The 25,811-nt window shown below is 74.0% G+C and carries 22 protein-coding genes and 2 pseudogenes; 11 read left to right on the forward strand and 13 right to left on the reverse strand.

Annotation, left to right across the window (positions count from 1 at the left end):
- Positions 1-82 precede the first annotated feature (82 nt).
- The gene (locus RMN57_RS10700; protein ID WP_313763158.1) at positions 83-517 is read left to right on the forward strand and encodes an SHOCT domain-containing protein; all 435 of its coding nucleotides are present in this window, start codon (positions 83-85) and stop codon (positions 515-517) included.
- Between the two features lie 134 nt (positions 518-651).
- Here the strand turns inward: RMN57_RS10700 and RMN57_RS10705 are convergent, their stop codons facing one another.
- Both RMN57_RS10705 and RMN57_RS10710 read right to left on the reverse strand, forming a co-directional pair.
- Positions 652-3,105, reverse strand: a complete 2,454-nt coding sequence (locus tag RMN57_RS10705) for a Tex family protein (protein ID WP_313763159.1) — start codon at positions 3,103-3,105, stop codon at positions 652-654.
- 107 nt (positions 3,106-3,212) lie between these two features.
- A complete protein-coding gene (locus RMN57_RS10710) occupies positions 3,213-3,800 on the reverse strand; it encodes a hypothetical protein (RefSeq protein ID WP_313763160.1) in 588 nt (195 codons plus the stop codon).
- Positions 3,801-3,863: 63 nt separating this feature from the next.
- Between RMN57_RS10710 and RMN57_RS10715 the strand changes: the two genes are divergently transcribed.
- Positions 3,864-4,760, forward strand: a complete 897-nt coding sequence (locus RMN57_RS10715) for an aminoglycoside phosphotransferase family protein (protein WP_313763161.1) — start codon at positions 3,864-3,866, stop codon at positions 4,758-4,760.
- Between the two features lie 59 nt (positions 4,761-4,819).
- Here RMN57_RS10715 and RMN57_RS10720 read toward each other — a convergent pair whose 3' ends face one another.
- Positions 4,820-5,815 (reverse strand): zinc-dependent alcohol dehydrogenase family protein, encoded by a 996-nt coding sequence (locus RMN57_RS10720; RefSeq protein ID WP_313763162.1) that lies wholly within the window; start codon positions 5,813-5,815, stop codon positions 4,820-4,822.
- A gap of 183 nt (positions 5,816-5,998) precedes the next feature.
- Between RMN57_RS10720 and RMN57_RS10725 the strand changes: the two genes are divergently transcribed.
- Positions 5,999-6,391: a helix-turn-helix domain-containing protein gene (locus RMN57_RS10725; RefSeq protein WP_313763163.1), complete on the forward strand. Its 393-nt coding sequence runs from the start codon at positions 5,999-6,001 to the stop codon at positions 6,389-6,391.
- A gap of 114 nt (positions 6,392-6,505) precedes the next feature.
- Positions 6,506-7,237 (forward strand): tyrosine-protein phosphatase, encoded by a 732-nt coding sequence (locus RMN57_RS10730; protein WP_313763164.1) that lies wholly within the window; start codon positions 6,506-6,508, stop codon positions 7,235-7,237.
- A gap of 385 nt (positions 7,238-7,622) precedes the next feature.
- Here the strand turns inward: RMN57_RS10730 and RMN57_RS10735 are convergent.
- A pseudogene (locus tag RMN57_RS10735) lies at positions 7,623-8,432 on the reverse strand (pentapeptide repeat-containing protein); the annotation flags it as partial.
- Positions 8,433-8,638: 206 nt separating this feature from the next.
- Between RMN57_RS10735 and RMN57_RS10740 the strand changes: the two are divergent.
- Positions 8,639-10,315, forward strand: a complete 1,677-nt coding sequence (locus tag RMN57_RS10740) for a DUF2079 domain-containing protein (RefSeq protein WP_313763165.1) — start codon at positions 8,639-8,641, stop codon at positions 10,313-10,315.
- A 63-nt stretch (positions 10,316-10,378) separates the two neighbouring features.
- Here the strand turns inward: RMN57_RS10740 and RMN57_RS10745 are convergent, their stop codons facing one another.
- Complete coding sequence (locus RMN57_RS10745) at positions 10,379-10,696, reverse strand: hypothetical protein (RefSeq protein ID WP_313763166.1); 318 nt, start codon at positions 10,694-10,696, stop codon at positions 10,379-10,381.
- Between the two features lie 157 nt (positions 10,697-10,853).
- Entirely contained in the window at positions 10,854-11,678 is an 825-nt protein-coding gene (locus tag RMN57_RS10750) for an SGNH/GDSL hydrolase family protein (RefSeq protein WP_313763167.1), read from the reverse strand.
- 219 nt (positions 11,679-11,897) lie between these two features.
- On the opposite strand from RMN57_RS10750, the gene RMN57_RS10755 reads away from it, so the two are divergent.
- Positions 11,898-12,410, forward strand: coding sequence for an aegerolysin family protein (locus RMN57_RS10755; protein ID WP_313763168.1), 513 nt, complete (start codon positions 11,898-11,900; stop codon positions 12,408-12,410).
- A 121-nt stretch (positions 12,411-12,531) separates the two neighbouring features.
- Here RMN57_RS10755 and RMN57_RS10760 read toward each other — a convergent pair.
- A pseudogene (locus RMN57_RS10760) lies at positions 12,532-12,894 on the reverse strand (winged helix-turn-helix transcriptional regulator); the annotation flags it as partial.
- A gap of 121 nt (positions 12,895-13,015) precedes the next feature.
- Here RMN57_RS10760 and RMN57_RS10765 point away from each other — a divergent pair.
- The 3 genes from RMN57_RS10765 to RMN57_RS10775 all read left to right on the forward strand — a co-directional run bounded on the left by RMN57_RS10765 (position 13,016) and on the right by RMN57_RS10775 (position 15,383).
- Entirely contained in the window at positions 13,016-14,230 is a 1,215-nt protein-coding gene (locus tag RMN57_RS10765; RefSeq protein ID WP_313763169.1) for a pyridoxal phosphate-dependent aminotransferase, read from the forward strand.
- 89 nt (positions 14,231-14,319) lie between these two features.
- Positions 14,320-14,991, forward strand: a complete 672-nt coding sequence (locus RMN57_RS10770) for a pyridoxamine 5'-phosphate oxidase family protein (RefSeq protein WP_313763170.1) — start codon at positions 14,320-14,322, stop codon at positions 14,989-14,991.
- Positions 14,992-15,050: 59 nt separating this feature from the next.
- Positions 15,051-15,383: a YnfA family protein gene (locus tag RMN57_RS10775; protein WP_313763171.1), complete on the forward strand. Its 333-nt coding sequence runs from the start codon at positions 15,051-15,053 to the stop codon at positions 15,381-15,383.
- A 54-nt stretch (positions 15,384-15,437) separates the two neighbouring features.
- Here RMN57_RS10775 and RMN57_RS10780 read toward each other — a convergent pair whose 3' ends face one another.
- From RMN57_RS10780 to RMN57_RS10795, 4 genes are all read right to left on the reverse strand, one after another.
- Positions 15,438-17,105, reverse strand: coding sequence for a metallophosphoesterase family protein (locus RMN57_RS10780; RefSeq protein WP_313763172.1), 1,668 nt, complete (start codon positions 17,103-17,105; stop codon positions 15,438-15,440).
- A gap of 238 nt (positions 17,106-17,343) precedes the next feature.
- Positions 17,344-17,595, reverse strand: coding sequence for a hypothetical protein (locus RMN57_RS10785; protein ID WP_313763173.1), 252 nt, complete (start codon positions 17,593-17,595; stop codon positions 17,344-17,346).
- 139 nt (positions 17,596-17,734) lie between these two features.
- Positions 17,735-18,160 carry a (2Fe-2S) ferredoxin domain-containing protein gene (locus RMN57_RS10790; protein ID WP_313763174.1) on the reverse strand — a complete coding sequence of 142 codons (426 nt, stop codon included), beginning with the start codon at positions 18,158-18,160 and terminating at the stop codon, positions 17,735-17,737.
- A 4-nt stretch (positions 18,161-18,164) separates the two neighbouring features.
- Positions 18,165-20,153, reverse strand: coding sequence for a heavy metal translocating P-type ATPase (locus RMN57_RS10795; protein ID WP_313763175.1), 1,989 nt, complete (start codon positions 20,151-20,153; stop codon positions 18,165-18,167).
- Positions 20,154-20,253: 100 nt separating this feature from the next.
- Between RMN57_RS10795 and RMN57_RS10800 the strand changes: the two genes are divergently transcribed.
- Positions 20,254-20,604 (forward strand): metalloregulator ArsR/SmtB family transcription factor, encoded by a 351-nt coding sequence (locus RMN57_RS10800; RefSeq protein ID WP_313763176.1) that lies wholly within the window; start codon positions 20,254-20,256, stop codon positions 20,602-20,604.
- Between the two features lie 115 nt (positions 20,605-20,719).
- On the opposite strand, the gene RMN57_RS10805 is transcribed toward RMN57_RS10800, so the two are convergent.
- Positions 20,720-22,375 (reverse strand): FAD-binding dehydrogenase, encoded by a 1,656-nt coding sequence (locus RMN57_RS10805; protein WP_313763177.1) that lies wholly within the window; start codon positions 22,373-22,375, stop codon positions 20,720-20,722.
- A gap of 315 nt (positions 22,376-22,690) precedes the next feature.
- Here RMN57_RS10805 and RMN57_RS10810 point away from each other — a divergent pair, with 315 nt between their 5' ends.
- Positions 22,691-23,674: an SGNH/GDSL hydrolase family protein gene (locus tag RMN57_RS10810; protein WP_313763178.1), complete on the forward strand. Its 984-nt coding sequence runs from the start codon at positions 22,691-22,693 to the stop codon at positions 23,672-23,674.
- 112 nt (positions 23,675-23,786) lie between these two features.
- On the opposite strand, the gene RMN57_RS10815 is transcribed toward RMN57_RS10810, so the two are convergent.
- Positions 23,787-25,652 carry an endonuclease/exonuclease/phosphatase family protein gene (locus tag RMN57_RS10815; RefSeq protein ID WP_380234638.1) on the reverse strand — a complete coding sequence of 622 codons (1,866 nt, stop codon included), beginning with the start codon at positions 25,650-25,652 and terminating at the stop codon, positions 23,787-23,789.
- Positions 25,653-25,811: the final 159 nt, after the last annotated feature.

Consider the following 25,811-nt stretch of genomic DNA (forward strand, 5'->3'; position numbering starts at 1 on the left):
CAGCGGAGCGCATTGTCCGATATGCGGTGATAAGACTCGTTTGAACTCGGTTTGAACTCGAGTCCGCACCGACAGGAGCGTCATGGACAACTACCCGCTGCTGAACATCTTCTGGACGATGCTGGAGCTGTTCCTCTGGATCCTCTGGTTCTTCCTGCTGTTCAAGATCATCACGGACATCTTCCGCAGCCACGACCTCAGCGGCTGGGCCAAGGCGGGCTGGCTGATCCTGGTGATCCTGATCCCGCTGGTCGGTGTGCTCGTCTACGTCATCGCCCGCGGCAGATCGATGGGCGAGCGGGACGTCGCCCAGGCCCAGCGCAACGAGGACGCCTTCAAGGCCTACATCCGCGACGCGGCCGCCGAGACGCCCGGGCAGGGCGGCGGCACCGGAGACGGCGGTGGCGGTGGCGGCCGCAGCCACGTCGAGGACCTGGCCAAGCTGGCCGACCTCAAGGCCAAGGGCGCCATCAGCGAGGAGGAGTACCAGAAGGCCAAGGACAAGCTCCTGGTCTGACCCGCGCCCGGGCGGCAACGGCGGCGGGCCGGTGGACGGACGTCCACCGGCCCGCCGCGCCGCTTCAGCAGGTCCGCACCGGACCAGGCGGCTCGCTTCGGCCCGTCGGCACCGGACCTCACCGCTTCGGCCGGTCAGCGCCGCCCGGAGCGGCGGCCGCCGTCGGAGCCGGAGCCCGCACCGCCGCCGGCCAGGCCGGCCCGGCGCAGGGCGTCCGCCATGGCGCTGTTGGCCGGCGCGGCCTGGCCGCCCGAGCCCGAGCCGCCGCCCGAGCCGCGCCGGTCCTGCCGCGGCGGGCGCGACTGCCGCCCGCCCCGGTCGCCCCCGCGCTCACCGGAGCGGTCGCCGGAACGCTCGCGGCCGCCGCCCGGGCGCCCGACCTCGTCGTCCAGCCGCAGCGTCAGCCCGATCCGCTTGCGCGGCACGTCCACCTGCGTCACCCGCACGGTGACGATGTCGCCGGGCTTGACCACCTCGCGCGGGTCCTTGACGAAGTTCCTGGACAGCGCCGAGACGTGCACCAGGCCGTCCTGGTGGACGCCCACGTCGACGAAGGCCCCGAAGGCCGCGACATTGGTGACCACGCCCTCCAGCACCATGCCCACCTCCAGGTCGCCGATCTTGTCGACGCCCTCCTTGAAGGTCGCGGTGCGGAACGCCGGGCGCGGGTCGCGGCCCGGCTTGTCCAGCTCGCCGAGGATGTCGGTCACGGTCGGGATGCCGAAGGTGTCGTCGGCGAAGTCTCCGGGCTTCAGCGCCCGCAGCGCGCTGCTGTTGCCGATCAGCTGCCGCAGCTCCCCGCCGGTGGTGGCGAGGATCCGGCGCACCACCGGGTACGCCTCCGGGTGCACGCTGGAGGCGTCCAGCGGGTCGTCCCCGTCCGGGATGCGCAGGAAGCCCGCGCACTGCTCGAAGGCCTTCGGGCCGAGCCGGGCGACGCCCTTGAGCTCCTTGCGGGTGCGGAACGGACCGTTGGCGTCGCGGTGCGCGACGATGTTGTCGGCCAGCGTCCCGGTGATGCCGGAGACCCGGGTGAGCAGCGGTGCGGAGGCGGTGTTGACGTCCACGCCGACCGCGTTCACGCAGTCCTCGACCACCGCGTCGAGCGAGCGGGAGAGCTTCACCTCGCTCAGGTCGTGCTGGTACTGGCCGACGCCGATCGACTTGGGGTCGATCTTGACCAGCTCGGCCAGCGGGTCCTGCAGCCGCCGGGCGATCGAGACCGCGCCGCGGATCGACACGTCCAGGTCGGGCAGCTCCTGGGAGGCGAACGCGGAGGCCGAGTAGACGGAGGCGCCGGCCTCGCTGACCATCGCCTTGGTGAGCTTCAGCTCCGGGTGGCGCTTGATGAGGTCCTCGGCCAGCTTGTCCGTCTCGCGGGAGGCGGTGCCGTTGCCGATCGCGACCAGGTCGACGGCGTGCCGCTTCGCCAGCGCGGCCAGGGTGGCCAGCGCGGCGTCCCACTTGTTGGCGGGCTGGTGCGGGTAGATCGTGTCGTGGGCCAGCACCTTGCCGGTGGCGTCGACGACGGCGACCTTCACACCGGTGCGGAAGCCCGGGTCGAGGCCCATGGTGGCGCGGGTGCCGGCGGGCGCGGCGAGCAGCAGGTCGCGCAGGTTGGCGGCGAAGACGCGCACCGCCTCCTCCTCGGCCTCCTGGCGCAGCCGGCCGCGCAGGTCGATGCCGAGCCGGACCAGGACGCGGGTGCGCCAGGCCCAGCGGACGGTGTCGCCCAGCCACTTGTCGGCCGGGCGGCCGTGGTCGGCGATGCCGAAGCGGGCGGCGATCCGCTGCTCGTAGTCGCTCTCCCCGGGGAGGTCGCCGGCCTCCTCGCCGTCGTACGGGGAGAGTTCGAGATCGAGCACCTCCTCCTTCTCGCCGCGCAGCATCGCCAGGATCCGGTGCGAGGGGAGCTTGGTGTACGGCTCGGCGAAGTCGAAGTAGTCGGCGAACTTGGCGCCGTCCTGCTCCTTGCCGTCGCGGACGGTGGCGACCAGCCGGCCGCGCGTCCACATCCGCTCGCGCAGCGAACCGACCAGGTCCGCGTCCTCGCCGAAGCGCTCGACCAGGATGGCCCGCGCGCCCTCCAGCGCGGCGGCCCCGTCGGCCACCGCCTCGTTGAGGTAGCCGGCGGCCAGCGCGGCCGGGTCCTGCGTCGGGTCGGCGAGCAGGGTGTCGGCCAGCGGCTCCAGGCCGGCCTCGCGGGCGATCTGCGCCTTGGTGCGCCGCTTCGGCTTGTACGGGAGGTAGATGTCCTCCAGCCGCGCCTTGGAGTCGGCCGCGAGGATCTGCCGCCGCAGCGCGTCGTCCAGCTTGCCCTGCGCCTCGATCGACTCCAGGACGGCGGTGCGGCGCTCCTCCAACTCGCGCAGGTAGCGCAGCCGCTCCTCCAGGGTGCGCAGCTGCGCGTCGTCGAGCGAGCCGGTGACCTCCTTGCGGTAGCGGGCCACGAACGGCACGGTCGCGCCGCCGTCCAGCAGCTCGACGGCCGCCTTCACCTGGCCCGTGCGGACGTCCAGCTCCTCGGCGATCTTCCGCTCGATCGCCTGCTGCGCCTGCTGGGCCACCTGTTCGACTGGCGTGGTCACGAAGCCGGTCACCTTCTCCAGAGTTGCTGTTCCCCTACCCCGGCATTCTGGCAGGTGCCGACGGCGCGCCCGCCCCGGCACGGCCGGGCGTGGCGCGTGCGGTCGGCTCAGTACCGGTCCTCGACCGTGCGGTCCGGCCTGCCGTTCCCGGCGATGCGGATCAGATGGGTCCCCTGTTCCGTCACCAGGCGGAGCTGGTCCGGAGCGGCCCAGCCGAGCTCCTTGATGCTGTTGGCGTCGCCGTTGACGTACGCGACGTCCCACCGGCGGGTCGCGAGGCCGGTGCCCTCGTCGAGGTAGACCCAGAAGAGCGGGTCCGGTCCGAACCCCGCCGTGTCCTCCTGCACCACCAGTCTGCGGTCCGGCCGGCCGGGCGCCGCCTCGGTGCGGGTCGTCCGGTGGTCGCCGGAGAAGACGCCGGACAGGAACCAGAGCGGCACCGTGCCCACCGCCAGCGCCACCACCATCGCGCCGAGCGCACTGCGCGCCCAGACCTTCCCCCGCGAGGAGACCAGCGCCACGAAGAACAGGGCCAGCACCAGCGTCCCGAACAGCAACGGCCGGTCCAGCCACTCCCGCAGGACCAGGAGCCCGCCCGACCGGCGGTTCACCCGGCCGGTGACGGCGGCGACCATCAGCGCCCCCGCACCACCGAGCGCCCCCCACATGACCCAACGGTCCCACTTGGCCGCCATCGCACCCTCCCCAGTGTTCGAAATCCGGCCGATCGGCGCGATCCCGGCGGTACAGTGCCGGGCATGTGCGCTGCCGTCAGGATGCATGACGACGAACCGGACATCGACGCGGCCCTGGTGCGACGGCTGGTGGCCGCCCAGTTCCCGCAGTGGCGGAGCCTGCCGCTCTCGCCGGTCGCCGCCTCCGGGGCGGACCACGCCATGTTCCGGCTCGGCACCGAACTCGCCGTCCGGCTGCCTCGGGTGGCGTGGGCCTCGGCGGGCGTCGAACGCGAGCGGCACTGGCTGCCGCGGCTCGCGCCACGCCTGCCGCGCCCCATACCCGTGCCGCTGGCGGCCGGGCGGCCGACCGCCGGCTACCCGTGGGAGTGGTCGGTGCTGCGCTGGCTCGGCGGCGCCAACCCGGTCGTCGGCTCGCTCGCCGCGCCGCTCCAACTCGCCCACGATCTGGCGGGGTTCGTCAACGCCCTGCGCGCGGTCGACCCCGGCGACGGCCCGCCGGCCGCGCGCGGGGTGCCGCTGGCGGCGCGGGACGCGCCCACCCGGGCGGCGATCGGCCGGCTGCACGGGACGATCGACACCGCGGCGGCAACGGCGCTGTGGGAGAAGGCCCTCCGCCTCCCCGAACACCCCGGCGGACCGGCCTGGATGCACGGCGAGCTCTCCCCCGGCAACCTGCTGCTCGCGGGCCAACGGCTGAGCGCCGTCCTGGACTTCGGCGCCATGGGGGTCGGCGATCCGACCGTGGACCTGATCGCCGCGTGGAACCTGCTCCCGGCCGGGGCCCGCCCGGCCTTCCGGACCGCCCTCGCCGCCGACGACGCCGCCTGGGAGCGCGGACGGGCCTGGGCGCTGTCCATCGCGCTCATCCAACTCCCCTACTACCGGTCCACCAACCCGGCGCTCGCCGCCAACGCCCGCCACGTGATCCGCGAGGTGCTGGCCGACCGGAGCGTCTGAGCCCGGCCTCGGCGGGGCGGCCCGCCGCGCGGGCCGCCCCGGGCATCCCCTGCCGGGCGTCAGTGGTCCACGGTGACCACGATCTTGCCGACCTGCTCCCCGGCCTCCATGTACCGGTGGGCGTCGGCGATCTCCGCCAGCCCGAACACCCGGTCCACCACGGGCGCGAACGCCCCGCTCCGCAGGCCGGAGGCGACGAAGGCCTCCGCCCGGGCCAGGCTCCCGCGGTCGCGGGTGACCTCGTGCAGCGTGTAACCGCGGATGCTGCGCCCGGCCAGCAGGGCCAGCGGCGGCAACAGCCCCTCCCGCCCGCTCAGCTCGCCGTAGACGAAGAGCGTGCCGCCCGGGGCCAGCGCACCCAGCAGCTCCGACACCCCCGGGCCGGAGACCGCGTCGAAGACGAAATCCGCGCCGCGCCCGCCGGTCAGGGCCGCCACCCGCTCGGCGACGTCCTCCTCCGCCGTGACCACCACCTCGGCCGCGCCGGCCTTGAGCAGCGCGTCCCGCTTGGCCGCCGTACGGGTCGTCGCGATCGGCACCGCGCCGACCCGGTTGGCGATCCGGATCGCCGCCAGGCCCACGCTGCTGGACGCGGCGGTGACCACCACGGTGTCCCCGGCGCGCAGCCGGCCCGCGTCCACCAGCGCCCCGTACGCGGTCACGTACGGCATCCAGACCGCCGCGCCGCCGACCGCGTCGAGCCCCTCCGGCCGGTGCAGGACGGCCCGCGCGGGGACGATCGCGCGCTCGGCGTAGACGGCGTAGTCGTTCATCGAGAAGGCCGGCACCACGCTGACCGCGTCACCGACGGCGAACCCCTCGACACCCTCGCCGAGCGCCTCGACCACCCCCGCGGCCTCGCTGCCGAGCCGCGCCGGGAACTCCCGTACCGGCTCGATGTAGCGGCCGCTGCGGAAGAGCACCTCGGCCCGGTTGAGACCGATCGCGTCGACCCGGATCAGCAGCTCGCCCGGGCCGGGCACGCCGATCCCGGCCTCCTCCAACCGCAGCACCCCGGGCCCGCCCAGTTCGTGGAACCGCACCGTCCTGACCATCACTCAACTCCCCTTCCCCACCGATGAAGCCGGCCCGGGCGACCGCGCCGACGGAGCCGACTCAACCCCAAAGTACGGCTGCTGTCAAACTTCGATGACCGACATACTTTGACCATCGCCATACTTCGGCCTGCGCCGTACGATGGCCGCGGGAAGACGACACCCAGGGAGGACGACGGGACGATGGCGGCGACACCAGGAACGGCAACACCTCTGGCGGCGAAGGCGAACGGGACGACGCCGCCGCCGCGACGGACCGGTCGGGACCGCGTCCCGCCGCACCCCGACGTCCGGACGGTCGGACTCCAGCAGGCCATGGAGGCCCTGGTGGACCCGGTCCGACGGCTGATCGTCCGTGAACTGCACGCCGCGCACCAGGACCTCGCCTGCGGCGCGATCGACCTGCCGGTCGGCAAGTCCACCGCCACCCACCACTTCCACGTGCTGCGCGAGGCCGGGCTGATCCGGCAGTACTACGTGGGCACCTCCCGGATGAACGCGCTGCGCGCGGAGGAGTTCGACGAGGCCTTCCCGGGGCTGCTCGGCGCCGTCGTGGGCACACCCGAGCAGCGCTGAGCCCCCGGAGCGGCAGCCGGCCGGGAGCGGGAAGTCGGTCGGGAGCGCGAAGTCGGACCGGCCGACTTCCCGCTCCGGGCCCAGGGCCTTGAAGGCAGGCCCTAGGGTGCGAACATGACACGCCATCTGATCTTCGACGGTCCGTTCAACTTCCGCGACCTCGGCGGCTACCCGGGCGCCGGCGAGCGGGCGGTCCGCCGGGGCCTGCTGTACCGGTCGGACTCGCTCGGCAAGCTCGCCACGCGCGCCGACCTGGAGCGGTTCCGGGCGCTCGGCATCGGGACGGTGATCGACCTGCGCTACCCGTGGGAGATCGCCCGCAGGGGCCGGATCCCCGAGCTGGAGGGCGTGGCCTACCACAACCTGTCCATCGAGCACCGGCCCTACGACCAGGCGGAGATCGACCCGGACGTCGACCCCTGGCGCTACCTCGCGGACCGGTTCGCGGAGGTGGCGGCGGACGGCGTCGCGGAGATCCGACAGGTCCTGGAGCTGATCGCCGCGGCCGACCGGCCGGTGGTGTTCCACTGCGCCTCGGGCAAGGACCGCACCGGGCTGATCGCCGCCCTGGTGCTCACCCTGCTCGGGGTCTCGGAGGACGACATCGCCGCCGACTTCGCGCTCACCGAGCTGGTCACCGCACGCCTGGTCGCCGACTGGCACGCCGCCAACCCGGGCCGGGCGCTGCGCTGGCCGTCGTTCGGCCGGGCCCCCGAGCAGGTGATCCGGCTCACGCTCGCCGACCTGGCGGCCGCCCACGGATCGGTCCGCGCCTACGTCACCGGTGCCCTCGGGATCGACGAGGAGCTGATCGGCCGGCTGCACGCCCGCCTGCTCTCGGCTTAGGCCCTCGGCCCCTGCGTCTCCGTCCGCCCCTGGGCCTGCCCACGGGCAGGAAGTCGGCCGGGCCGACCTCCTGCGCTGCTGGCCGCCGCCGAGGGCCGGGTCAGCCCCGGCCGGGCCTGCCCTGACGGCCCCCGCCACGCCCGTCCCGGCCCTGCCCGCGGCCGCTCGGGGAACCGGAACCGCCCTGCCCGCGGCCGGCCTGGCGGCCACCGCCGGAAACGCCACCGCCGGAAGCACCGCCACCGGTGGCGCCGCCGCCGGACCGGCCACCGGAGTGCCCGCCCTGGGCGCGGCCGCCGGAGGCGCCGCCGCCGGAACGCCTGCCACCGGACCGGCCCGCGCCGGCGCCCGCGCCCGCCGCCGGGCCGGCGGGGGCCGTCTCCGGCCAGTGCGCGGGCCGGGTCAGCCCGGCCGGGAGGCGGGTGGTCGCGTCGCCGCGGGCCGCGTTGAGCTGCGCCTGGGTGAGGAAGAGCGTGTCGGTGAGGTCGGCCCCGGCCATGTTCGCGTCCCGGAGGTCGGCGCCGATCAGGTCGGCGAGCCGCAGGTCCGCGCCGGCGAGGTCGGCCGCGACCAGCAGGGCGCCGCGCAGGTTCGCCCCGCGCAGGTCCGCACCGCGCAGGCGGGCGCCGAACAGGTCGGCACCACGGTGCTCGCGGCGGCGCGGGACGCCGGCCCGGACCAGTTCGCTCGCCTTCAGCAGCAGCTCCGCGACGGCCTGCCGGTGCGCGGGCACGTCCACCGCGAGGATCTCCTCCGGGGTGCCGGCGGCGAGCCGGTCGGTCTCGGCCAGCGCGCGGCGCAGCTCGCCGTGGACCGGGCGGGCGGGCGCGAGGGAGAGCGCCTCGGTGAGGTACCGGAGCAGCTCGTGCAGCTGCCGGACCACCGGGAACACCTCGAACATCCGGGACGTGCCCGGCGGCTCCTCGCGCCAGCTCCGGCCGCCGTAGGTGATCTGGGACACCCGCTGGCCGGCGCCGAAGCAGTCGTACACCGTGCAGCCCTGGAAGCCGCTGTCGCGCAGCCGGGCGTGGATGCCGCAGGTGAAGTCGGTCTGCAGGTTGCGGCAGGGGGTGCCGGCCGACTTGTCGACGGCGAAGTCGGCGCCCGCGGCGAAGGGCAGCGCGACGCAGCAGAGCCCGAAGCAGCTCCCGCAGTCGGACACCAGGCTGACGGGCGTGGGATCGGGCGCGGTCACTGTGTTCCTGTCCTCCGTACGACGTGATGGTGCGTGGTAGAGCGTACCGAGACGGCCGCCCGGCCGGCGCCGGGCCGGTCGCCCGGCGGGAACCGGGGGGCCGGTCGCGGCAGTCCGTTAGTGTGGTCGGCCGGTGCCGTCCGGGTCCGCACGGGATCGGGGGCACCGGAGCCACCGGATCGACCGACCACTGGAGGAGAGCAGGCATGTCCCGGCACGACGTGACGCCGTACCCGGACATCGAGGACCCGACGGGCTCTCCGGACACCGGGGACGCCGGGAACGGCGGGGACACCCCCACCACCCCGGCCGCCGCGGCCGCCGCGGCCGCCGCCGAGACCCTGCGGCTCTCCCCGCGCGCCCGCACCGCCGCCCTCACCCTGCTCTGCTTCGCGGTCTGCCTCGGCATCGCCTTCCAGCAGTGGACCGCCCTCCAGCTCGGCGGCTTCGACCTCGGCATCTTCGACCAGGGCGTGCGCGGCTACGCGCACTTCGGCCTGCCGGTCTCCTCGCTGAAGAGCTTCCACCACGAGTTCCCGGCGGACTTCTCGCTGCTCGGCGACCACTTCTCCCCGGTGATCGCGCTGATGGCGCCGCTCTACTGGCTCTGGGACGACCCGCGCTCGCTGCTCGTCGGGCAGGCGCTCTGCTTCGCGGCCGGCGTGCCGCTGATCCGCCGGGTGGCGGCCCGCTGCTTCGCCGACGCCGCACCGCGCACCGCCCGCCGCGCCGCCGACCTGGCGGGGCTGGCGTACGGGCTGGGCTGGCCGCTGCTGGTGGCCTCGCGCGGCGGGTTCCACGAGGTGGCCTTCGCCGTCCCGCTCACCCTGCTGATGCTGGAGCGCGGCATGGCCCGCCGCTACGGCACGGCGTCGCTGGCCGGGCTGCTGCTCTGCTGCACCAAGGAGGACCTGGGGCTGGCGGTCGGCGCGTACGGGCTGGTGCTGATCCTGCGCGGGCGCCGGGACGACGACCCGGGCCGGCGCCGGCGGGCCGTCCGCTGGGGCCTCGGCCTGCTGCTCGGCGGGCCGCTCGCCTCGGCCCTCGCGATCGGCCTGCTGATCCCGGCGATGGGCGGTGCGCCGGGCTACTACTGGAACTACCAGTCGCTCGGCGCGGACGGCGGCGACGCCCTCGCCCACGTCCTGCGGAACCCGACGGTCCTCGTCTCCACCCTCGTCGACGCCCCGCTGAAGCCGCTGCTGCTGCTCTGGATCTTCGGCACCCTGTTCGCCCTCCCGCTCCGCTCGGCGACGGTGCTCTGCGCCGTGCCGCTGCTGGCCGAGCGGGTGCTCTCCAGCAACCCCAACCACTGGTCGATCGCCCGCCACTACGACGCGTTCCTCTGGCCGATCCTCCTGGTCGCGGCGGTGGAGGTGCTGGGCCGCCGGCACGCGAGCGGGCGCACCCTGCGGCTCGGGGTGGCGGCGGCCGCCGTGACGGTCGCGGCCGCGCTGCCGCTCGGCGCGGCCAACCTGTTCGTGCCGGCCTACTGGCAGCCGAAGCCGAGCGAGGCGGCGCTGCTCCGCGGCGCCGAGCGGATCCCGGACGGCGCGAGCGTCGAGGCCGACAACCAGGCCGCACCCCGGCTCTCGGCGCGGACCGACGTCGTCCTGGTGGACGAGAAGCCGCGCGGGCGCGAGTACGTCCTGATCCGCTCGGACAAGCGGGCGTTCCCGTTCAAGACCGACCGTGAGCAGGCGGCCCGGATCGAGCTGCTCCTGGCGCACGGCTACCGGCAGGTCTGGTCCGAGGACGGCGTGGTGCTGCTGCACCGCGAGGGCTCCGAGCCGGTCCCCGGCGAACACGTCCCCGGCCCGGACAGCACCCCGTACCAGGACGAGGTGCCGAGCGACGTGGGGCACAACCTCTTCCGCGGCTGACGGCCCCCGCCGCCCGGCCGGGTCGGCCCGCCACCGCGCGGGACGCGGTGGCGGGCACGGTCGTCAGGACGAGCAGGTGCGCAGGCCGAAGCCGAAGGGGGATCCGGCCCCGCGGACCTCTCCGGTCTGGCCGGGCGCGAGCGTCATACAGGTGGAGGGCCACCAGAAGTACATGAACCTCACCTGCTGGGTGGTGTCGCAGTTGTTCGTGGCCTTGGCGAAGCCGACGTACTGGTCCACCATGCCGGTCTCCGCGACCACACAGGAGGGCGGGGTGTCGGAGCCCGTGGACGCGGGGGCCGCACCGGCCACGACCGGGGTGGACAGGGCGAGGGCGGCCGCGCCGGCCGCGAGGCCCGCGGCCTTGAGAAGGGTACGCATGATCGGTGTGCTCCTCAGGTGGTTCGTCAGCGCCCGGAGGAGTTCCGGACACACCGATTCGACGCCACCGCCCGACCGCTCCGACAGCGGAGCCCAGCATTCCGACAACTTCCTGTCAGGTGCGCTCCGCGGGGACCGAGGAGCGGGTCCGAAGGGATCATTCCCCCGGGTACGGGGCGAGTTCCGGGCGCTTCGGCGGACGGCCGTCGCCGGAGGAGCGGCCGGTGAGGCGGCGGCCGATCCACGGGCCGAGGTGGGTGCGGGCCCAGCGGGCGTCGGCGGCCAGCTTCTCGCCGCGGCTCGGCGGGGCGGCGGTGGGCAGCGGGGCGCGCCAGTCGAAGCCGGTCGGCCGGCCGAGCGCCTCCAGCACGGCCTCGGCGACCCGGCGGTGACCCTCGGGCGAGAGGTGCAGGCGGTCGTCGGCCCAGAGCCGGCGGTCGTCGAAGCAGGGCGCGGAGAACAGGTCGACCACCGCGATGCCCGGGTCCTGGCCGAGCTCGTGCACGAAGGCCTTCATCCGCAGGATGGTCGGGAGCAGCCGGGCAGAGCCCGCCATCCGGCGGGTCGGGTCGGTGCTGGTGAACATCACCACGGTGGCGCCGGCGGCGCGCAGCGCGGTCGCCGAGCGGCCGAGCAGCTCCTCGACGCGGGCGATGTCGCAGCGCGGCCGCAGGACGTCGTTGAGCCCGCCGGCCAGGGTGACCAGCTCGGCGCCCATCGCGACGGCGGGCGCGAGCTGCTCGTCGTGGATCTGGCCGATGAGCTTGCCGCGGACGGCGAGGTTCGCGTACCGGAAGCCGTCGCCGGGCCGCTCGGCGGCGAGTCGCCCGGCGACCCGGTCGGCCCAGCCGCGGAACTGCCCGTCGGGCAGGACGTCGTCGCACATGCCCTCGGTGAAGGAGTCCCCGAGGGCGACGTAACTGGCGTAGCCGGTGTACCTGGTGGGCGCGGTGCGCGCGCTGTTCTCCGCAGTGTTCTCCATGGCCCGACGATCGTACGCGCAGGGTCCCCCGCCCCCTCCCCGGCCCCGCACGCGCGGGAACGCGGACCCGGAAGCGGAGGCCGGCCGCGCACCTGACCGCGGGCGCCGATCGATTGCCGATCCTCCGTTTATCGGCGGCGGCCACAGTGGAGCACGTCGGGAGGGAGACCCGGCGCCACAACGGGGAACACGCAACCCGTCACACCATCGGGGGGAACCATGAGCAGCACCAACCGCCGCCGCGCCGTCGCGGTCACCCTGGCCACCGCCGCCGCGCTGACGGCCGGCCTCGCCGGGACCGCCTCGGCCGCACCCGCCACCGCGGACGGCGCGAACGGAACCGCCCGCGTCCAGGCCACCGCCATCGCGGCCCGGAGCACCGTGGTCTACCTGAACAACTGGACCGGGTGCACGCTCACCCGGGAGTCGTGGGAGCTGAGCCACGGCATCTGGACGCTCCTGCCGCCGGTGCGGATCTACGACCAGAAGCAGGGGTTCTGGTCGTCGGAGTCCAACGGCTTCGCCACCGGCACGGAGGGCTTCGCGCAGTTCTACTCGGAGAACTGCGCGAACCCGCTCCTCAACGGGCGCCTGGTGCGGGTGCACTGGAACAACCCGTACGTCGGCTCCAACTCGTACGACTGGGCCGGCTCCGACCTGAAGTTCCACCTCAGCAAGGCGGGCGGCTCCGGCAACAACGCCGTCGTCGAGTTCTCGGCGTGGGGCAGCTGACCGCTCCCCCGCGGACCCGGCCGCGGTCCATCGCCCCCTCCGGGAGGGCGGTGGGCCGCGGCCCGTTCCGTTCCCGCCACCCCGGCGGCCACCGCGCCCCGGCCGCCCCGGGTCAGCCGGCCGGGGCGGTCACCCAGTGGGCGCGGACGGCGTCGGTGGGCCGCTGCTCGCCGAGGGACGGCAGGCCCCACGCGCCGAGGGCCTCGATCACCTGACGGAGCGCCGCCCCGCGGTCGGTGAGCTCGTAGACCGTGGCGTTGGCCGGCCGTTCGAGCCGCCGGCGCAGCACCAGGCCCTCGCCCTCCAGCTGCTTGAGCCGCGCCGCGAGGATGTCGGTGGAGACGCCGGGCAGGTCGGCGTGCAGGTCGGTGTAGCGGCGCGGACCGGCGAGGAGTTCACGGACGATCAGGAGGCTCCAGCGCTCCCCCACCGCGTCCAGGGCGCGGGCAACGGCGCAGTACTGGTCGTAGCTTCGGCGTGACATGTGGATCAGCATAGCCAAAAGGTTGGACTTTCCAAGTGGTTACTTGGTAGAACAAAGCAACCAGGACGGCGTGCCGGTCGGCGCGCAGCAGCGACGGCGGGCGACGGTCGGGAGGCCGCAGATGGAGTTTCGGCAGTCCAGCAAGCTGAAGGACGTGTGCTACGAGATCCGCGGCCCGGTGGTCGACCGGGCCAACGCGCTGGAGGAGGCCGGGCACAGCGTGCTCCGGCTGAACACCGGCAATCCGGCCACGTTCGGCTTCGAGGCGCCGGAGGAGATCGTCCAGGACATCATCCGCAACCTCCCCAACGCGCACGGCTACAGCGACTCCCGCGGCATCCTGCCGGCCCGCCGCGCGGTCGTGCAGTACTACCAGCAGCGCGGCGTCTCCGGGGTCACCGTCAACGACGTGTTCCTCGGCAACGGCGTCTCCGAGCTGATCCAGATGGCCGTCACCGCACTGGTGGACGACGGCGACGAGGTGCTCGTCCCGATGCCGGACTACCCGCTCTGGACGGCCGTGGTGCGGCTGGCCGGCGGCAAGGCGGTGCACTACGTGTGCGACGAGGAGGCGGAGTGGTACCCCGACCTCGACGACATCGCCGCCAAGATCACCGCCCGGACCAAGGCCATCGTGGTGATCAACCCCAACAACCCCACCGGCGCGGTCTACCCGAAGGAACTGCTGGAGGGCGTCCTCGACCTCGCCCGTCGGCACGGGCTGATGGTCCTGGCCGACGAGATCTACGACAAGATCCTCTACGACGGCACCGAGCACCACTGCCTCGCCGCGCTCGCCGACGACGTGCTCACCCTCACCTTCAACGGCCTCTCCAAGTCCTACCGGGTCGCCGGCTTCCGCAGCGGCTGGCTGGTCGTCTCCGGGCCGAAGCAGCACGCCGCCGACTACCTGGAGGGCCTCACCATGCTCTCCGGCATGCGGCTCTGCCCCAACGTCCCGGCCCAGTACGCGGTGCAGGCCGCGCTCGGCGGCCACCAGTCCATCCAGGACCTGGTGCTGCCCGGCGGCCGGCTCACCGAGCAGCGCGACGTGGCGTACAAGGCGCTGAACGAGATCCCGGGCGTCAGCTGCGTCAAGCCCAAGGGCGCGCTGTACGCGTTCGCCAGGCTCGACCCGGCGGTGCACCGGATCGTCGACGACGAGCAGTTCGTGCTGGACCTGCTGCTCCGGGAGAAGATCCACGTCGTCCAGGGCACCGGCTTCAACTGGCCCCGCCCGGACCACTTCCGCTTCGTCACCCTCCCCCGGGCCGACGACCTGGAGACGGCGATCAACCGGATCGGCCGCTTCCTCGCCACCTACCGCCAGGTCTGACCCGGCGTCGCGCCGCCGCCCGGTCCCCGCGGACACCGCGGGGTCCGGGCGTACCATCGGTCCCGCACCGGATCGAAGGGGGACGACCGATGGACACCGGCACACGCACCGGCACACGCACCGAAGCCACCGGGCGGGAGGGGATCACCGAGATCACCGACGCCGCTGAACTGCGCGCCCTGCTCGGCGAACCGAGCGCCCGCGACGCCGCCAAGGAGCGTCGCGCCCTGCACGAGCACGACCGGGCCTTCATCGCCGCCGCGCCGCTCTGCATCATGGCCACCGCCGGCGCCGACGGCACCTGCGATGCCTCACCCAAGGGCGACCCCGCCGGCTTCACCCTCGTCCTGGACGACCGGACGATCGCGATCCCGGAGCGCCCCGGCAACCGGCGCGCGGACGGCTTCCACAACATCCTGGCCAACCCGCACATCGGGCTGATCTACATCGTCCCCGGCCGCGGCGACACCCTGCGGGTCAACGGGCGGGCCCGGCTGGTGCGCGAAGCGCCGTTCTTCGACGCCATGACCGTCAAGGGCCACCGTCCGCGGCTCGCCGTCCTGGTCGAGATCGAGGCGGTCTTCTACCACTGCTCGAAGGCGTTCCTGCGCTCCGCGCTCTGGAAGCCCGAGACCTGGGCGCCGGACGCGGCGCCCTCCCGCGCGGTCATCTCCAAGGCGCTGGAGCGCACGGACGAGCCGCTGGAGAAGCTGGTCGAGTACTACGGGCCGAACTACGGGGGCGACCTCTACGCCCCGTAGGTACGCCCGTACGCCCCGCGGGTACGCCCCGCGGCCGGCCGTCCGTAGGCTTGGCGACCATGACCGTCCTGCGCTCCGCCGCCCTGTTCGCCCTCGCCGCCCTCGCCGAGATCGGCGGCTGCTGGCTGATCTGGCAGAGCGTGCGCGAGTCCCGGCCGTGGTGGCTGGCCGGGCTGGGCGTGGTCGTGCTCGGCGGGTACGGCTTCGTCGCCGCCCTCCAGCCGGACAGCCAGTTCGGCCGGGTGCTGGCCGCCTACGGCGGCGTCTTCGTGGCCGGCTCGCTGCTCTGGGGCGTGCTGGTGGACGGCTTCCGCCCGACCCGCTACGACGTCCTCGGGGCGCTGATCTGCCTCGCCGGGGTCGCTGTGATCATGTACGGGCCCCGGCGCTGAACCACTGCTCCGCGTTCAGCACCGGGGCCCTCGGGGATCACCGCGCGGGGCGGGCTACCAGCCCCAGCCGCCGCCCTCGCCGTCGTCGTCGCGGTCGCCGTCCCAGCCCTCGCCGACCTTGCGCAGGATCGTGTAGTGGTCCACCTGCGTGCCGTCCTCGGCCAATGCCGTCACCTTCATGGACGACTTCGCGCCCAGGTGGGCGGGGGTGACGTCGACCTTGATGAAGGAGTAGCCGGTGTAGCGGACCCGCGACCACTCGACCTTCTCGGTCACCTTGCCGCCGCCCTTGGCGAAGTAGTAGGTATCCACCGAGTCGACGCGGTTCTCGTGGCCCTCGTAGGTGTCCGGGGCGTCGAAGCGGTACAGGCTGCGGCCGGCCGCGCCCGCCGTCACGTACACCACGCCGTCCGTGGCCGGCTCGACGGTGGCGCCGCTGGGCACCGCCTTGGCGACCTTGTTGCCGAGGATCGCGTCGGTGCGCTCGTAGACGTGGTTGTGACCGTTGATCACCAGGTCGACCCGGTACTTCTCGAACAGCGGCACCCAGGCCTCGCGGACCCCGCCCTCGGAGGCGTGCTGGTGGGTGGTGGAGAAGGCGCAGTGGTGGAAGAAGACCACGATGAAGTCGACGGTCTCGTCGTTGCGCAGGTCCTTGAGCGTGCGCTGCAGCCACGTGGTCTGCTTGCCCGCCGAGACGCCCAGGTTGGCCGGGATCTCGTAGGAGACGTCGTTGGCGTCCAGGGAGATGACGCCGACGTTCTTGTACCGGAAGCTGTAGACGCCCGGGACGGTCCGCGGGTCGGGGCCGTTGTCGGGCAGGTGGAAGCGGGCGTTCTCGCCGCCGTAGCCGTTGTGCGAGTACCAGGCCTCCATGTCGTGGTTGCCGTAGGAGACCATCCACGGCACCTTCGAGGCGACGGTCTCGGTCTGCACCAGGAAGGCGTCCCAGGTGCGGGCGTCGTAGACCGACTTGTCGGAGTCCTGGCCGGAGCCGGCCGGGTCGGCGTAGCAGATGTCGCCGGCGTGCAGGTGGAAGGCCGGGTTCTGGGCCAGGATGACGTGGTCGTTGCCGGCCGCGTGGGAGCTGACGCCCTGGTCTCCGAAGGCGGTGAAGGTGAACGGCTCGTAGACCTTGCCCCAGCGGTGGTCGCGCGAGGGGGCGGTGCGGAAGGTGCTCAGGGTGGAGATCGCCTGCTGCGAGGCCGGGTCGAAGCCCTGGTGGCCGACGCCGTAGTAGTACGTGGTGTCGGGCTGGAGGTCCTCCAGCGCCACGTGCAGGTAGAACTGGTCGACCGGCTGGCCGGTCGGGGTCAGCGCCGGGGTGTGCAGGGCGCGCACCTCGGCCTGGACCTTGTGACCGAGGTCCCACGGGTGCTTGCCGAAGCGCAGGAACGGCTTCTTGACCGGGGCCGGGACCTGCCAGGAGACCCGGAACTGGGTGTCCGGCTCGGGGCCGAAGGCGAGGTGACGGCCGATCGGGGCGACCAGCGAGCCGTCGACGCCGTCGGCGGTGCCGCCGGTCAGCAGCTGCGGGGAGGCCGGGGCGGCGGCCGCGGTGCCGCTGCCCAGCGCACCGCCCACCGCGAGGGCGCCGACGCTGACGGCACCGGCGCGCAGCATCCGGCGGCGGGAGAAGCGGGCCCGCAGGTACTCGTGCTGCTCGGCCATGCTCATGCGGTCGGCGAGCTTCGCGGGCACGCCCATGTTGGGGATATCCATGGACGGGACTCTTCCACCGGCGAGTTGACCGGACACGGACGTACGGTGAACGAGCCCCGGCGTGCCGGTCAGTCGAACGCCAATGTTCGACCATGCCTCGGCAAAGCCGCCCCCACGGAACCGGTCGTGGCCGGATCATCCGTCACGGCACGGTCCCTGATGCGCCGTCGTGGCCCGCGGGAGCGACGGGCGGGAAACGGCGGCCGGCGGGGAAGGCGAGCGCGGCGCGGACGCCGGGTCAGGCGATCTCGTCCCAGGTGGAGGCCGAGCGGTTGCCGGTGCCGTCGCAGGTGCGGCAGATCTCGTCCCGGTAGGCGTGCTTGGCGCCGGCCGCGTCGACCCGGTAGCGGACGTAAACGCCGGTGCCGTCGCAGAGGAAGCAGTTGCCGCCCCCGCCGCCGACCTCGGTGGTGCCGGTGCCCTGGCAGGTGCGGCAGCTGAGGCCGGCGGTGCGGCCGGTGCCCGCGCAGATGCGGCAGACCGTGGTCACGTTGTGATTCCTCCCAAGCCGGGGCGCCCCGGGAAATGGTAGTGCCCCGGCCCGCCGACCGGACCGGGTCGGACGGCGGCCGGACCGGGTCGGACGGCGGCCGGGCGGCGGGCGACGGCGGGCCGTGGGGCCGCTCCGGTCAGCCGGGGAGGCCGTCCCGGACCCGCCGGGAGACGCTGATCAGCTGGAGGTCGAGCAGCCCCGGCGGGTCGGCGAGGCCGGGGCCGCCCGCGTGCACCCACTCGGCTATCTCGCCGACCATGTCGTCCTCCAGCACCCAGCCGAGCCAGACCGGGCGGCCACCGGCCGCGCGACCCTCGCTGGACGGGCCGACCACCACCACGTTGGAGTGCGCGCACGCGTCCAGGCACTTCACCGCCCGGACGGTGCCCGCCGAACCGACCGCCGCGCGCAGCCGCTCGAACTGGCCGGCGTGGTCCACGCCCGGGTGCTTCTCCTGGGTGCCGCAGCAGCAGCCGCGGCAGACGGTGACGGTCACCGGGGCTCCGGCCCCCGTCCGTCCGCGCGTGTGGTCCCGCTCGCGGTCCCGGTCCCGACGGCTCATCGGTTCAGCTCTCCTCCCGGCCCAGGGCCTCGTGCGGCAGGGCCCGCCGCCACGCCCGTTCGCGCAGCAGTCGCAGGCCGTTGAGGCCGACGATCACGGTGGAGCCCTCGTGCCCGGCGACGCCGAGCGGCAACGGCAGCGTACCGGCCAGGTCCCAGACCACCAGCACGGCGATGCAGCTGCCGGCGATCACCAGGTTCTGCACGACCAGCCGCCGCGCCCGCCGGGAGAGCGCCACCACGGCCGGGACGGCGGCCAGTTCGTCCCGCACGACGACGGCGTCGGCGGTCTCCAGCGCGAGGTCCGCACCGGCCCGGCCCATCGCGACGCCGCTGTGCGCGGCGGCCAGCGCGGGTGCGTCGTTGACCCCGTCACCGACCATCAGCACCCGGTGGCCGCCCGCGGCGAGGTCGCGCACCGCGGCCAGCTTGTCGTGCGGCAGCAGCCCGCCCCGGACGTCGGTCAGGCCGACCTCGCGGGCCAGGCGGTCGGCGGCGCGCGGGTTGTCGCCGGTGAGCAGCACCGGCGGACGCCCGGTCAGCACGGCGAGCGCGCGGACCGCGGCGGCGGCCTGCCCGCGCGGCCGGTCGGCGAGCCCCAGCACCCCGGCCGGCTCGCCGTCGCGCAGCACCACGACCGCGGTCCGGCCGGCCTGCTCCAGCTCGGCGACCGGGGCGGCGGCCGGCCCCCGGGAGCGGTGCGGGCCGGGCGCGCCCACCGCGACCACCGATCCGTCCACCAGCGCCCGCACCCCGACGCCGGGGGTGGCGGTGAAGCCCTCGGCCGGCGGCAGCGGCAGGCCGCGCCCGCGGGCGGCGGCGACCACGGCCCGGCCCAGCGGGTGCTCGGAGCCGTGCTCGGCGGCGGCCGCGAGGGCCAGCAGCTGCTCCGCCGTCACCCCGTCGAGCGGGCGCAGCTCGGTGACCCGGGGCGTGCCCTCGGTGAGGGTGCCGGTCTTGTCCAGGGCGACGGCGTCGACCTGCCCGAGACGTTCCATCACCACCGCCGACTTGACCAGCACACCGTGCCGGCCGGCGTTGGCGATGGCGCAGAGCAGCGGCGGCATGGTGGCCAGCACCACCGCGCACGGCGAGGCCACGATCATGAAGGTCATCGCGCGCAGCAGGGCGCCGTCCAGTTCGGCGCCGAGTACGAGCGGGACGGCGAACAGCAGCAGGGTGGCCGCCACCAGCCCGGCGGCGTAGCGCTGCTCGATCCGCTCGACGAAGAGCTGGGTGGGCGCCTTGGTCCCGGAGGCCTCCGCCACCAGGGCGACGATCCGGGCGATCACGGTGTCGGCGGCGTCCCGGGCGACCCGGACCCGCAGCGCGCCGGAGCCGTTGAGCGTCCCGGCGTACACCTCGTGGCCGACCGTCTTGGCGGCGGGCAGAGGTTCGCCGGTGATGGTGGACTGGTCGACCTCGCTCGCGCCGTCCAGGACCGTCCCGTCGGCGCCGACCCGCTCCCCGGGGCGGATCAGCACGACGTCGCCGACGGCCAGCTCCGCGGTGGGGACGGCCTCCTCGCCGCCGTCCTCGCGCAGCCGGGTCGCGGTGGCGGGGGCGAGGTCGAGCAGGCCGCGGACGGAGTCGGCGGTGCGGGCCGTGGCGAGCGCCTCCAGGGCGCCGCTGGTCGCGAAGATCACGATCAGCAGGGCGCCGTCCACCACCTCGCCGATCGCGGCGGCGCCGAGCGCGGCGACCACCATCAGCAGATCGACGTCGAGGGTCCGCACGCGCAGGGCCGCCAGCCCGGCCAGGGCCGGCTCCCAGCCGCCCGCCAGGTAGGCGGCGGCGTACAGCGGGCCGGCCGCCCAGCCCGGACCGCCGAGCAGCTGGACGCCGAGCGCGGCCAGGAAGGCGGCGGTGGCCACGGCCGCCCAGCGCGCCTCCGGCAGGGCCAGCACCCGGGTGCGGCGCGGTCGCGGTGGCGCGGGGGCCGCGGGGCCGGGCGGCCGGGTGAGCAGGGCGCTGGACGCGGGGGTGGCGGGCATGGACGCCACCATACAGGAACACATGAACAAGCTTTCATATGTAGATCGCACCGCGGCTTTCGCCCGGGGCGGCCGCGGACCGGCCCCGTAGGATTCCCCCATGGGACACGCAGCCGCCGAGAACGCCGTGCCGCAGATGCGCCTGGACGCGTCCAACGCGGCCAAGGTGGCGAACACCCTCCAGGCCCTCGCCGCCCCCTCCCGCCTGCTGATACTCGCCCAGCTCCGGGAAGGGCCGCGGGCCGCCACCGAACTCGCCGACGCCGTCGGCATGGAGCAGTCCGCCTGTTCCCACCAGCTGCGCCTGCTGCGCAACCTCGGCCTGGTCGTCGGCGAGCGCCGCGGCCGCTCGGTGGTCTACTCCCTGCACGACGACCACGTCGCCGCCCTGCTGGACCATGCGGTCTACCACGTCGACCACCTGCGCCTCGGCCTGACCGACGAGCGCTGAGCGCCGAACACAGGCCGACGAGCAAAGTCCGACGAGCACAGGCCGACGAGCGCCGGCCGCCGGGCGCCCAGCCCTGAACGGCCGGCCCTGAACGACCGGCCCCGACCGCCGGGCGCTACGCCGTCGCGGCCGCCGCCGCCCGACCCGCCGTCCGCCCGGAGAACAGGCAGCCGCCGAGGAAGGTCCCCTCCAGCGAGCGGTAGCCGTGCACACCGCCGCCGCCGAAGCCGGCCGCCTCGCCCGCCGCGTAGACGCCGTCCAGCACCTCGCCGCCGGGCCGCAGGACGCGGGCCGAGAGGTCGGTCTCCAGCCCGCCGAGCGACTTGCGGGTGAGGATGCCCAGCCGGACGGCGATCAGCGGGGCGGCGGCCGGGTCGAGGATCCGGTGCGGCGCCGCGGTGCGGATCAGCTTGTCGCCGAGGTAGCGGCGGGCGCCGTGGATCGCGGTGACCTGGAGGTCCTTGGCGAACGGGTTGGCCAGCTGCCGGTCCCGGGCCTCGACGGTGCGGCGCAGCTCGTCCGGGTCGATCAGCGGCTCGCGGGTCTTGGCGTTCATCCCGCGGACGAGGTCCCCGAGGTTGCTCGCGACCACGAAGTCCGGCCCGTGCCGCAGGTGGGCCCGGACCAGGCCGGGGGCGCCGGGCAGCGCCCGGCCGAGGACGCCGCGCAGCGAGCGCCCGGTGAGGTCGGGGTTCTGCTCGGAGCCGGAGAGGGTGAACTCCTTCTCGATGATCTTCTGGCTGAGCACGAACCAGGTGTGGTCGTACCCGGTGGAGCGGATGTGCTCCAGGGTGCCGAGGGTGTCGAAGCCGGGGAAGAGCGGGACGGGCAGCCGGCGGCCGCGGGCGTCCAGCCAGAGCGAGGACGGGCCGGGCAGGATGCGGATGCCGTGCCGCGCCCAGATCGGGTCCCAGTTCTCTATGCCCTCGGTGTAGTGCCACATCCGGTCGCCGTTGATCAGACTGGCCCCGGCCTCGCCGGCGATGCCCAGCATCAGCCCGTCCACGTGCGCGGGGACGCCGGAGAGCAGCCGCTCCGGCGGGGTGCCGAGCCGGGCCGGCCAGGACTTGCGGACCAGGTCGTGGTTGCCGCCGATACCGCCGGAGGTGATGACCACGGCCTGGGCGCGCAGCTCGAAGTGGTCGGCCACCTCGCGCGAGCTGGCCTCCCCGCGCCCCGCCGGACTGGGCACCAGCACCTCGCCGCTGACCGTGTCGGTGGCCCCGGCCGTGGCGGCCAGCCCGGTGACGCGGTGGCGGAACCGCAGGTCGACCAGGCCGCGCCGGGCGGCGTCGCGGACCCGGCGGACGAAGGGTTCGAGCAGTCCGGGGCCGGTGCCCCAGGTGATGTGGAAGCGCGGCACGGAGTTGCCGGGGCCGTCGGCGAGCAGGCCGCCGCGCTCGGCCCAGCCGACGACCGGGAAGAACCGGACGCCCATCTCCCGCAGCCAGGCCCGCTTCTCGCCGGCGGCGAACGCGACGTAGGCCTCGGCCCAGCGGCGCGGCCAGGCGTCCTCGGCGCGGTCGAAGCCGGCCGTGCCGAGCCAGTCCTGCCAGGCGAGCGCGTGCGAGTCGCGGATCCGCATCCGGCGCTGCTCCGGCGAGTCGACCAGGAAGAGGCCGCCGAAGGACCAGTGCGCCTGGCCGCCGAACGAGGCCGCGGGCTCCTGGTCGAGCAGGATCACCTTCCGTCCGGCGTCGGCGAGTTCGGCGGTCGCGGCGAGCCCCGCGAGTCCGGCTCCGATGACGATGACGTCGGCGTCCAGGGCCATGCGGGATCCTCCATCGGTGCTCCGGCGGTGCGGTGTGCGCCCGATACTGCGGCGTGCGCCCGATACTGCGGCCTGCGGCGACGGACCGTCAACCGGTCGGTAACCGGACCCGGCGGCAATTCCGCTCCACTGCGTACCGGAAATACCTCCGATACGCCGTGGAGCGAAATTCGAAATACCGTCTGACGGAATTTCGGAAATTTCAGCGACAGGCATGGACGCCTGCGAAACCTGGAAGTAACTTACCTGTGAGTAGCTGTGGCCGCGGCTGGCACGACCCCCACCCACCGTCGTTTCTCTCCCCCAGGAGGAACCGTGCTCCGCCCTGCCCGGAAACTCCGCACCGCCTCCGGCCCCCACCCCGTCCGGAACTCCGCGCGGAACTCCCGGACCCCCCGGAAGTCCGCCCTGCTCGGCGCCGCCGCGCTGGGCGCCGCGCTCGCGCTGACCTCCACCAGCGCGCAGGCCGCCACCCCCGCGCCCCGGCACTACGTCGCCCTCGGCGACTCCTACGCCGCCGGCGCCGGCGTACCCGGCCAGTCGGCCGGCCTCTGCCTGCGCTCGGACCGCAACTACGGCCACCTGGTGGCCGCCGCGCTCAAGGCCGCGAACTACACCGACGTCACCTGCGCGGCCGCCAAGGTGAAGGCGATGACGCAGGCCCAGTACGACGCGTTCATCCGGGTCAACGACCCGCAGCTGGACGCCGTCACCGCCGACACCGACCTGGTGACCCTGGGCATCGGCGGCAACGACCTCGGCGTCACCGACCTCGGGCTGGGCGACCTCGTCGCCACCTGCATCGCCGGAGCGGTGGTCAACCCGCTCGGCACCCCCTGCAAGGACGTCTTCCACCACGGCTACTGGGACTGGTCCAGCTGGTCCTGGCAGTACGGCAACGACGACCTGGCCGACCGGATCGAGGCGGCCCGGCCGCAGGTCGCCGACGTGCTGAAGCGGATCCACGCCAAAGCCCCGAACGCCAGGGTGCTGCTGGTCGGGTACCCGTCCGTGCTGCCGGCCGACGGCGCGTCGTGCGTCTTCCGCCAGCCGATCGCCCCGGGCGACGTCCCGTACCTGCACGGCGTGCTGGGCGAGCTCAACGCGATGCTGAAGTCCACCGCCGCCGCCAACGGCGCCACCTACGTGGACACCGCGGCCCCGACCGCCGGCCACGACGTCTGCTCGGACGACCGGTGGATCGAGGGCGCGCTGCCCGGCTCCCCCGCCGTCCCGTTCCACCCGAACGCCACCGGCGAGAAGGTGATGGCGGACGCGGTGCTCGCCGCCCTGCGGTAGGCCGCGCGGCGCCGACGGCCCTGCGCCGGCCGGGCCCGCCCGCGTCCGAAGACCCCGAGGGGGCGGTGACCAGACCCCGGTCACCGCCCCCTCGGTCACGCCCCGACGGACGTCACGGCTTGATGCGGACCACCTGCGGGTCGTGGTCGCTCGCCTGCTGGGCGAACTCGCTGTTGATGTGCACCACGTCGTACTTGGCGTACCCGACCTCGGGGCTGACCAGGATGTGGTCCAGCACCTGCGAGTTGCCCTGGTAGACGTACGAGTACTGCTCCTTCTCCGGCAGCTCGTTCACCAGGTCGCGCAGCACGCCGTCCTTGGTGAGCGTGGCCAGGGCGGGCGAGAACTGGTAGTCGTTGAAGTCGCCGAGCGAGACCACCTTGGCCTCCTTGTCGGCGGCCAGCAGCTTGGCCACGAAGGCCTGCTCGACGGTCGCCTGCTTGATCCGCTGCACCTCGGAGCTACGGGTCGGCTCCTGGAACCGGCTGTCGATGCCCTGGTCGCCACCCTTGCTGTTGAAGTGGTTGGCGATGACGAAGACCTTCTTGCCGCGGAAGGAGAACTGGCCCACCAGCGGCTTGCGGCTGTTGGCCCAGGCCTCGTCGGCCGGGGCGATCCGGCCGGGCGAGGCGGTCAGCGCGGTGGCCGCGCCGGTGCCGGCCACGTCCACCGCGGTGGTGGCGTTGCCGCCGGGGACGTCGGTGAAGGAGACCCGCTGCGGGTTGAACAGGAACACCTGGCGGATGTTGCCGCCGGGCTCGCCGCCGTCCTTGCCGTTCTCCGGGTCGATCGAGCGCCACTCGTACGCCGGGCCGCCGGCCGCCTTGATCGCGGCGATGAACTTGGCCACGGTCTGGCTCGCGTCCACCGTGCCGTCGTTCTTGGCGCCGTTGTTGTCCTGGATCTCCTCCAGGGCGAGGACGTCGGGCGAGCGCAGGTTGGTGACGACGGCCTGGGCCAGCTCGGCGAACTTGCCGTCCGGGTTGCCCGGGGCCAGGTTCTCCACGTTGTAGGTGGCGATGGTCAGCTCGCGGTCGGTGGCCGGGGCGGTCACCTCGCGCTGCAGGTGGTTGTCCTGGAGCGCACCGAGGGTGCCGGCCACCAGGGTGTAGCCGCCGAACTGGTTGTAGTCCAGCGGGCCGCTGGTGGTGCCGGTGAGCACGTCGCCGACGTTGGCGACCGGGAACGGCTGCTGCGCGACCGGAGCCAGCTGCTGCACCATCAGACGGCCGACGTTGGGCTCGGCGTAGGACTCGTAGAGCACGCCGCCGCGCTTGCTCTTCTGGTCCTGCTTGTCGGCGGCGACCCAGAGCTCGTTGTACTTGTCGGTCGCCTGGATCACCCGGACGTCCTTGACCTCGACGAGCATGCCCTCCAGCGACTCGTAGAAGTCCAGGGTGTACTTCTCCGGGTTCAGCGCCAGGCCCTCGATGGTGGTGGCGCCGGCCGGGGTCTGCGGGGTGTAGGTGCCCGGGATGTTGCGGGTGTCCACCACGACCGACGCGGGCAGCGGGTTGCCCGAGGAGAGCACCGTGACGGCCGGGGAGCTGATCTCGGTGAGCGACTGCGAGCCGCCGCCGAAGTTCGGGTAGTACTCCGTCACCTTGCCGCTGACCAGCACCGAGTCGCCCACCTTGACGGTCGGCGCGCCGCCGGTGAAGACGAAGACGCCCTCGCTGGTGGCCGGGTCGGCGTCCGGGTTCGGGTCCTGGATCCAGAAGCCCTTGGAGCCGTACGTGCGCACGCCGGTGACGATGCCGGGCACGCCGGTGACGGTCTTGCCGGCCTGCGGCGATATCCGGGTACCGCCCTGGATGTCGTGGATGCGCAGGCTGCCGGGCTCGGTCGGCCCGGCGGCGGTCGCGGCGGAGGCGACCGGAAGCGGGACGAGCACCAGCGAGGCGGCCAGACCGGCCGGGACGAGGGTCGCGCGCAGCAGCGCACGACGCGGGCGGCGGGAGGCGGAGGGCGTGGTCACCGGGCAGGACTCCTTCGTTCTGCCGGCCGGCGTGGCCGTGGCAGGCGGTGGGGGTGGCACATGTGGCGTCCGTCCGGCGTGGGGCCGACGGGCCGTGAGGGTGGGTCAGGTAGGCGCAGCTGGTGCGCTACCCGCGTAGAAGGCAGCACGGGAGCCGGA

This window comes from Kitasatospora sp. CM 4170, assembly GCF_032110285.1.
Lineage (GTDB): Bacteria > Actinomycetota > Actinomycetes > Streptomycetales > Streptomycetaceae > Kitasatospora > Kitasatospora aburaviensis.